The organism is Pacificibacter sp. (genome assembly GCF_039769035.1).
Taxonomy (GTDB): domain Bacteria; phylum Pseudomonadota; class Alphaproteobacteria; order Rhodobacterales; family Rhodobacteraceae; genus Celeribacter.
This window is the reverse complement of record NZ_JBDMZG010000160.1, coordinates 1-8929: the sequence shown is the minus strand read 5'-3', so window position 1 is coordinate 8929 and position 8929 is coordinate 1. Positions and strand designations below refer to the sequence as shown.

Sequence of the window (8929 nt, the reverse complement as noted above, 5' to 3'; positions counted from 1 at the left end):
TTTCGTTGCATGTCCTTGAACGCTGGGTGTCGCTTTATGTCCAAGGCGCGCTGTGACGGTGTCACGTAGCGCCAGACCCGATGCACGCCTTCAAAGCTTATATAAATCTGACCGTTGGGTGCGATAGCGAGCCCTTCTGAATCGCCTGCAAAGCGGGGCATTTCGTCGGATTTAACGCCTTTTAGAGCATCAAACGACTTGGTTTGAACCGTTTCGATTTGGCCGCTTTTATCGCGGGAGATGCCCCCCGTGGCGATGTGGCCGCGATCGGAAATAGCGGTGAACGACGTGCCATTTTCATTGAGCTCAAGGCCAGAGAACCCACCGTGCAATGGGTTTTCCGACGTCCACATGAACGAACCAATATATTGGGTTTCTGCCGCAAGAGCTTGCGTGAAAACAAAGGCAGCGCTTAGCGCGACGACAAGACTGCGGAGCATTGAGATGGCAACGATGCAAGCGTGAGTGGCGCTTTGGGTTTCGGTTTTGGCGCGTTTGGATCAACTGGTTTTGGGGGCGGTGGGTTCAAAATATTGTCGACCCAGACTTGTGCGTCCGCGCAGCCATCGCCCTTGGGCGGCGGTGCTTGGTCGATACAGGAGTTGTCGCCTTTTGGACATTTGAGGCGCACGTGGAAATGGTAATGATGTCCGTACCATGGCCGAATTTTATTGAGCCAAGCGCGGTCGCCTTTTTCGTCTTTACACATTTGAACCTTGGCTCCGGGGAAGACAAAAATGCGGGCGACGCGTGGGTCGCTGGCTGCGGCTTTGAGCACGTTGTGGTGTTGTTTGGTCCAAAGGTCGTTGACGTAGGCACCTCCGGCACGACGCATGGAAATTGAGGAAATGTTTTCGCGTTCAGCTTCAGTCAAATCCAGACGCGTTGGTGGAAGCATCCAAATATCAGCATCCAGACCAATTTGGTGGCTTGCGTGGCCTGTCAACATAGGTCCGCCCCGTGGCTGGCTCATATCGCCCAAATATAGACCTTCCCAGCCGGGTTGTTCTGCGGCTTTGCGGGAGAGGTCTTGCAGATAGTCGACCAGAATGGGTTGGCCCCAGTTGCGGTTGCGTGACAGGCGCATGGCTTGCCACGTTGGCCCAGATTCAGGAAGTTGTGCTGCGCCGCCGACGCATCCTTTTGCATAGCCGCCAAAGGATTCCGGAGTTTGTTTTGATCCTGACTCAATGTAGCCAAACAGCTGTTTGGCTGGACGTTGATCGCTTGAAGACATTGTCACTTTTGACGTCGTCGTCTTGGTAGGGGTGTCGTCTGATCCACAGGCCGCTAAAACCGCGCACAAAACAAAACCGATACTTGTTATCCGCATTATTTTACCTTTTCACCATCGGGTGTGACCCACGCTAACAGGATCAAGCCGATAAGGAAAAGTCCTATCAGCGGAGTTATGCCAAGGCGTTGCGAGTTGGTGAGCGCGGTTGCCGCAGCAATAAGCGAAGGCGCTAAAAAAGACGTCGCTTTCCCCGAAAGTGCAAAGAGGCCAAAGGCTTCGGTCATACGTTCAGGGTCGGCTTGGCGCACCATCATCGTGCGGCTGGCAGATTGGATAACGCCGCCGACTGCGCCGAGGCTGACGCCGCAAACGTAGAACGCGATATCTGGCAAGCTGCTGTCGCTGGACACGGATATCAGCAGAACACTTTCACGGGTGATTGAAATGATGGACAGGCAAATTATGATCAGCGCAATAATGCAAAAAATGATCACAGGTTTTGGGCCAAATTTCCGATCTTGGAAGCCACCAACGTAGGTAAAGATGGCACCGGACAAAGCTGCCAAAATACCAAACACCCCAACGCTGACCACCGACCATTGCAGGACACCCAATGCATAAACGCCGCCAAATGCGAAAACGCCATTGAGCGCGTCGCGGTAGAACATGGACGACATTAAATAGGCCAACAAAGACTGGCGCGAGGGCAGGCTTTTCAGCGTTTTTCCAAGGCTTGCAAGGCCAGATGTGACGGCTGTTCCGATGTTCATGCCCGTGCCTTTCGGCTCACGCACCCATAGGAAAAACGGTATCATCGACAAGGCAAACCAAATTGCAACAAACGGCCCAACAAATCGCGTGCCTTCGCGCGCTTCGGGATCAAGCCCAAACAACGGCGCGCTGCCAATAAGGGTGACGCCGGTTGCATTCTCAGCGAAGAAAACCAGCATCAAAATGAGCGCCAAAACGCCACCGACATAGCCCCATGCCCAGCCGTCGCCAGAGACCTTGCCGATTTCCTCTTTGGTCCCAAGGCTTGGCAACATCGCGTTGGTGAAGATGGTGGTGAATTCGACCCCGATCATGCCCAAAATGAAAAAGGCTAAAACCGTGTACGTGGGGAAATCTGTTGGCGATGCGATCCAAAGCCCCGTTGCGCCAACTATATAACAGGCACTAAAGATCCAAATCCATGGCATGCGCCGACCTGTTCCATCAGCAATCGCGCCAAGAATAGGCGCAAGAACCGCAATTGAGACACCGGCAATGGTAAGGCCTGCGCCCCAAATAGACTGCGCTTGTGCGCGCGCGGTGGCCTCGTCCAATCCCGTCGCGCTGAGATGCGCAATGAGCTGTTCGGCAAAATACGGTCCGAAAATGAACGTGAGGATCAATGTGTGGTAGGGCTGAGAGGCCCAATCATACATCATCCAGCCTTTGATACGTTTGCTAGCGCTGATCGAGCTCATACTTGGTCCCACCTGTTGTTAAGAAGATAGAACAGGCAAAACAGCTCTTACGCAACGTCAAAACGTTAGTCGCGAACCGGAGGCCAAGGGCGGATTTTGTCTGCATCTGCCCAAGCATGCACCCATTCAGGCAAAACGCGTGGTTGGACGTCAGGCTGGATCTCTTTTAGCAATGTGATTGGTGGCACCATTTTCCCGTTTTTCACAACTGCGCCACGGATCAAAATGTGGTTGGCGCACTCGCCATCAGGCAGCCAAAGTGATTGTTCTACGTAGACGAACTTATCATCAAAACCGACAGTGCGGGTCCGCATTTCCAGTTTTGTAAACATTGTGATGCGCTTGCGATACCGCACAGAGGCACCTGCAACGACCCAGCCCAAACCGGTTCTTTTACGAGTGGCGGTTGTGCCGCTAAGCCGCCACATCGCAATACGTCCAAGATCATAAAGCGTTAGGGTGCGGCCGTTATTGAGTTCCCACCACAGATCGATGTCTACAGGTAGGCAATAGTGATGCGCGACATGAGTGTCCCAAAGCCCAAGCTTTGGAGCATTCCGAGTTTTTATATATTCGTAGGCGATGCGAAGAACTGGATACATGCGCAAAGGCATTATCGAGAGGTTTGGGAAAACACAATGGCATCTTGAAGATACTATATCTGTGTGGCCGCCTTGCGAAGTTTGGTTCTAAACCTTAGGTGTAACGGGACACGAAAAAAGGACCCAACCGATGCTCTCCATTCTGCAAATTTTGCTCATGATTTTAGGCGCTGTGAAATTCGTCATGATCGTTCATATCGCGATGAGCTGGTTGATCAATTTCCAAGTGCTCAATCTGCGCCAACCTTTGGTGTATCAGATTTGGGAAGGCCTAACGCGTTTGCTGGAGCCACTTTATTCGCGCATTCGTCGCCTATTGCCAGACATGAATGGCTTGGATCTCGCGCCGCTTGTGGCCTTTTTGGGCATCTATGCGCTCGAAATCATCATTCGAAATAACGCGCACGTTTTCCTTTAAGACGATCAAGCCTTGAGGCACGCGACCTGACGTGCGATTCTGCGCTTAAACAATAAACAGCAGGATCATATGTCACACACGCAGGCGCTTTTGTCTTCGGTCTTCGGCTTCAGCGCGTTTCGCCCTGGCCAAGAAGAAATCGTCGACGCCGTCGTATCGGGCCAGAACGTTTTGGCAATCATGCCCACGGGTGGTGGTAAGTCTTTGTGCTTCCAACTGCCTGCCTTGGTCCGCGATGGTCTGACCGTGGTGATTTCGCCGCTGATTGCGTTGATGCGTGACCAAGTCCAAGCGCTCAAAGCTGTTGGCGTTGAAGCCGGCGCACTGACATCAGGCAATACCGAAGAAGAGACAGATGCGGTGTTTGATGCGATCTCAGAAGGTCGTCTTAAACTGCTGTATATGGCACCCGAACGCCTTGCGTCGGGCGGGACATTGCCTTTGTTGCGCCGCGCCAATGTGTCGATGATTGCCGTTGATGAGGCGCATTGTGTCAGCCAATGGGGCCACGATTTTCGCCCTGATTACTTGCGCATCGGTGACCTGCGCCGTGCTTTGGACGTGCCACTTGCAGCTTTCACTGCCACGGCTGATGCGGAAACCCGTGGGGAAATTATCACGCGGCTGTTTGATGGGGGCACGCCAGAAGTGTTCCTTCGTGGCTTTGACCGTCCCAATATTCACCTCGCCTTTGCTGTCAAAGACAGTCCACGTGCGCAGATCTTGAATTTCGCCAAAGCGCGTAAAGGTCAATCTGGGATCGTGTATTGTGGGACGCGTGCCAAAACGGAAAGCCTTGCCAAAGCGCTCAACGAAAATGGCCAGCCTGCAATGGCCTATCACGGCGGCATGGACCGCGACGTCCGTCGCGACGCCGAACGCCGGTTTCAGCAAGAAGATGAATTGATTGTGGTTGCGACGGTGGCATTTGGCATGGGTATCGACAAGCCAGATATCCGCTGGGTGGCCCACGCCGACCTGCCCAAATCGGTTGAATCCTACTACCAAGAAATCGGCCGCGCTGGGCGCGATGGGGCGCCGGCTGAAACCTTGACGCTGTTTGGTCCCGATGACATTCGATTTCGCCGCACGCAGATTGATGAAAGCCCATCACCGGTTGAGCGGCGCGCCGCAGATCATGCCCGGCTGAATGCGCTTCTTGGCATTGCAGAGGCACAGGTATGTCGCCGTCAAAACTTGCTTTCGTATTTTGGGGAAGACCCAGAGCCCTGCGGGACTTGCGATCTATGCGATAGCCCACCTGACTTGTTTGATGGCACCGAAGCCGTCCGCAAAGCGCTTTCGGCCGTGTTGCGGTGTGACGAAGGCTTTGGTGTGGGGCATTTGATCGATGTTTTGATGGGCAAAACCACAGACAAAGTGAAGCAGTGGAACCATGACACGCTATCCGTATTCGGGATCGGTAAAGAATACGACAAACGGCAATGGAATGCTGTGTTTCGTCAAATGATGGGGATTGATCTCGTGCGCCCAAATCCGGATCGGTTTGGGGCCTTGTTTATGACAGAGCCAGCTGTGCCAATCCTAAAGGGCAAAGCCAGCGTTACATTGCGACGAGATACTCTAGCCAAAGCCAATCGGGGTGGTCCCGTGGCGAAGGCCTTGGTGTCAGAAGAAGACGCGCCGTTGTTGTCCGCACTCAAAGCCAAGCGGCGCGCCTTGGCCGAAGACGCGCGTGTGCCCGCCTATGTGGTGTTTGCGGATAGGACACTCATCGAGATGGCTGAACTCCGGCCGCGCTCTCTTGACGACATGGCGAATATTGGCGGTGTTGGTGCAAAAAAACTTGAACGCTATGGTGACGCGTTTTTGTCGGTCATACTTGGCGCTGATCCTGGAAAAACCCACCCCTCACGCAGAAAGCTTGCGGCAAGTGGTGGCGGTGAGTTGTTCGACCAATTGCAAGACGTTCACGGTCGCATGACTCGTGGTGAATGCGGAACCTTGAAGCCAATGACCATGACGTCTGCGCAGCTTTCGCGTGTCGCATCCACGCGCCCTAGAGACATGAATGCCTTTGAAAAATTAGTTGGACCACGACAAGCTGAGCGGTTCGGTTCCGTGATGCTGGATGTGCTTCAAAGGCACTGACCTATTCACCAGCCATGACGTCTGAAGGCGATGCTTCCGACTGCGGTTTTTCATCGTTGGCTGATAGCACGGACCTGCAATTTTCGGGGATCTGTCGCACGATTTGATCAATGATTTCTGGTTTGCGCAGCGGTTTGGTCATGTATTGATCAAGGCCCGCGGCAAGAATTTCTTGATCGTCGCCGGTCATAGCGTGCGCTGTGAGCGCGATAATCGGCACGTGTTTGTCGCTATCAGCTTCGAGTTTGCGGATGGCGCGTGTGGCTTCTTTGCCGTCCACCTCGGGCATCGAGATGTCCATAAAAATGAGATCGGGATTGAAGCTTTGGTACAGCTCGATCGCTTCGCGTCCGTTGATGGCAAATTTCAGATCGATGTCGAGATTTTTGATCATTTTGCCGAAAACCAACCGGTTGGTTTTGTTGTCTTCGGCGGCGAGAATGCGCATTTTTCGACCGGTCTCGTCATGGGTCTCTTGAGCCACAGGCAGCAAAGTTGACAAGGCAAGGCACAGGTCTGAGCGCAGCAGTGGCTTTTGCAGAGTTGTGGTGCCCTCAAGTTTTGCCGTGGCCTTTGGCACGACGCTGTTGGTCATCAGAAGTATAGGGGCTGCAACGCCACGGGAACGAATTTGCTGTATCAATTCCTTCATTTCTGTATCGGGCAAATCGTTGTCTAGCAGGTATACATCGCCATCAAGTTGTGACTCTAACAACTCCTTAGAGTTGTCCATCGGGATCACGTTAAAGCCAACTGCGGTGAGTTGCTTTTCCAAGATCGCCCTCTGGGCGGTAATGTGATCGACGAGGTAGGCCTTGTGCATCCACGCTGGCAAATCTGGAAAGTTAGACACGTCGGAGACGACTTCCATCGTGCAATGAAAGCCAAAACAGGACCCTACGCCGACTTCACTGTCCACCCAAATTTCGCCCCCCATCAACGTCACCAGTTGCTTGGAGATCGCAAGGCCGAGGCCCGTGCCTTCAAATTTTCGGTTGCGTTCGTCCTCGACTTGATTGAACTCCCCAAACACATGCGAGCACATTTCAGGCGCGATCCCGATGCCGGTATCTTCGATTGAAATATGGACTTTTTGACGTTTGCCATCGTCTTCCGGAATGCCGACGACGCGCACAATTACATGCCCTTGCGATGTGAATTTGACCGCGTTGCCAATGAGGTTGGTCAAGATTTGCCGAATTCGCCCTTTGTCGCCGACAAAATGCGTTGGCATGAACATGTCGTAGTCGATGATGAGGTCGATGTTCTTTTGCTGGGCGACAGGCTGCAATAGGACGATGACATCTTGGATGCTGCGTTCCAAATCGAACGGATTTGGATTTAGTGTCAGCTTTGCGGCCTCGATTTTTGAGAAGTCTAAGACATCGTTGATCAAGGACAGCAGGGCTTCGCCAGAGCTTTTAATCGTATCAAGATAGAGCAGTTGTTCTTCGGTCAATTCGGTTTCACGCATGAGGTCCGCCATCCCCACCATACCGTTCATTGGGGTGCGAATCTCGTGGCTCATATTGGCCAAAAACGCCGATTTGGCACGGTTCGCGGCCTCGGCTTTTTGCATGGCTTCTTTCAAGCGTTCTGCGTCGCGAATTGAATCGGTGATGTTGAGGCACAGCGATACCATGTCGCCATCCGATGAGCGGCGGTCCACAAGCTTGATGAACTGCCCATTCCAGAGCTTGATGACGTGCGGATCGCGGGTTTCTGCGTTCCAACGTGCCAAGGCCGCTTCAACAAATTCAGATCGCTGCATCTCGCCAATATCAATGATGCCTTCTTCAACGGCGAGGGTCAAAATTTCGGTATAGGAAATGCCAGGGCGTACATGTTTTAGACCGTCGAATACCTTCAGATAAGCGGGATTCGCGGCGATCATTATGTCATTTGGGTCAAAGACCGCAAACCCGTCTTGGATGGTTTCAATCGAATCCCATAGACGTCGCTCCGCGATAAAGGCGGCGGCGTTGGCTTTTTCCAAGTTCTCTAGAACCTGAACATTTTCGGTTTTCAGAACCTCGGTTTCTTCGCGTTTTGTGATGATTTCATCAGACAGGCTGCGTGCATGAAGGGATAGGTTCTTGTTGGCCTCAAATAGTTCGGCTTGCTTGAGCTCGAGCAGCCGTTCTGCTGCCAAGCGGGCGCGGCGTTCCTGCGCAAGTGCGTCGAGTGACATGTATGACCCTTTTTAGTTCCTGCCCCGAAATTAACCGTGGGCTTTTCGCCAGAGTGGCTGAGCAGGGTGAAAAGAGTCTTAATTCACATCAGAAAAGGCGAACGGCATGTGCCGCCGCTCGCCGTTAATTGATCTATACAGTCGGCTTAACGCGTTTGACAAAAGGCGCAGGGTTTTTGGGGTCGGCTTGGGTTAAAGGGGCGCGACCCGTGTCTGTTACGACTTCTTGGGTGTCGCCTTCGATGACAATTGCGGTCACAGGCCAGCCATAGCCTGCGCCGGTGTCGATATCGATGCGATTGCCAAAATGAGACGGCAGGTTCACGGCCGTGTGCCCGTGCACAACCATCCAAGGCAAATCGCCGTCATAGTCGAGCCAGCCTTTGCGAATCCAAATCAGGTCTTCTTCGGATTGCTCTTCAAGCGCCACACCGGGTTTCACGCCCGCGTGCACAAAGAGGTATTGTTCCCACTCATAATACAAAGGCAGGCTTTCGATGAAATCGAGGTGCTCTGTCGGGACAGCGGTTTGGGCGGCTTTGAAAGCCTCTTCAAATTCGTAGTCGACAGTTGTCACGCCATAGGACGCCAAAGTTGTGTTGCCGCCGATGCGTGGGTTCAGGAAAGACAGCTCAGGCGGCATGTTGTCGTCAAAAGCGGTCATGTCACGCACGAAGCGGGTGAACAGGCGGTCGTGGTTGCCACGCAATGCGATCCAAGGCTCACCGCGCTCTAGCCCGTCCATCATGTATTCGATCACTTCGCGGCTGGCAGGGCCACGATCGGTGTAATCGCCCAAGTGGACGATCTTGGCGGTGGTGTCGCCCACACGTTCCATGTCGGCTTTGATACGCGCATGGGCTGCTTTGAGTTCCAAGATATGTCCGTGGATATCGCCGA

8 protein-coding genes are annotated in these 8929 nt (G+C 53.2%); 2 read left to right on the top strand and 6 right to left on the bottom strand.

Annotated features, from left to right (window positions below):
- From ABF287_RS13760 to ABF287_RS13745, 4 genes are all read right to left on the bottom strand, one after another.
- On the bottom strand, positions 1 to 440 hold a 440-nt coding region (locus ABF287_RS13760; protein ID WP_347185573.1), incomplete at its 3' end, for an esterase-like activity of phytase family protein.
- Complete coding sequence (gene mepA / locus ABF287_RS13755; protein WP_347185574.1) at positions 413 to 1237, bottom strand: penicillin-insensitive murein endopeptidase; 825 nt, start codon at positions 1235 to 1237, stop codon at positions 413 to 415. The genes ABF287_RS13760 and mepA, both read right to left, overlap by 28 nt.
- A gap of 95 nt (positions 1238 to 1332) precedes the next feature.
- Positions 1333 to 2706: an MFS transporter gene (locus ABF287_RS13750; RefSeq protein ID WP_347185572.1), complete on the bottom strand. Its 1374-nt coding sequence runs from the start codon at positions 2704 to 2706 to the stop codon at positions 1333 to 1335.
- A gap of 65 nt (positions 2707 to 2771) precedes the next feature.
- Complete coding sequence (locus tag ABF287_RS13745; protein WP_347185571.1) at positions 2772 to 3308, bottom strand: acyl-CoA thioesterase; 537 nt, start codon at positions 3306 to 3308, stop codon at positions 2772 to 2774.
- A 130-nt stretch (positions 3309 to 3438) separates the two neighbouring features.
- On the opposite strand from ABF287_RS13745, the gene ABF287_RS13740 reads away from it, so the two are divergent.
- Both ABF287_RS13740 and recQ read left to right on the top strand, forming a co-directional pair.
- A complete protein-coding gene (locus ABF287_RS13740) occupies positions 3439 to 3726 on the top strand; it encodes a YggT family protein (protein ID WP_347185570.1) in 288 nt (95 codons plus the stop codon).
- A 69-nt stretch (positions 3727 to 3795) separates the two neighbouring features.
- Positions 3796 to 5838: a DNA helicase RecQ gene (gene recQ, locus ABF287_RS13735; protein ID WP_347185569.1), complete on the top strand. Its 2043-nt coding sequence runs from the start codon at positions 3796 to 3798 to the stop codon at positions 5836 to 5838.
- A 1-nt stretch (position 5839) separates the two neighbouring features.
- Here recQ and ABF287_RS13730 read toward each other — a convergent pair whose 3' ends face one another.
- A complete protein-coding gene (locus ABF287_RS13730) occupies positions 5840 to 8029 on the bottom strand; it encodes a response regulator (protein ID WP_347185568.1) in 2190 nt (729 codons plus the stop codon).
- A gap of 133 nt (positions 8030 to 8162) precedes the next feature.
- Positions 8163 to 8929, bottom strand: a 767-nt coding sequence (locus ABF287_RS13725; protein WP_347185567.1) for a metallophosphoesterase, incomplete at its 5' end; no start/stop codon positions are given.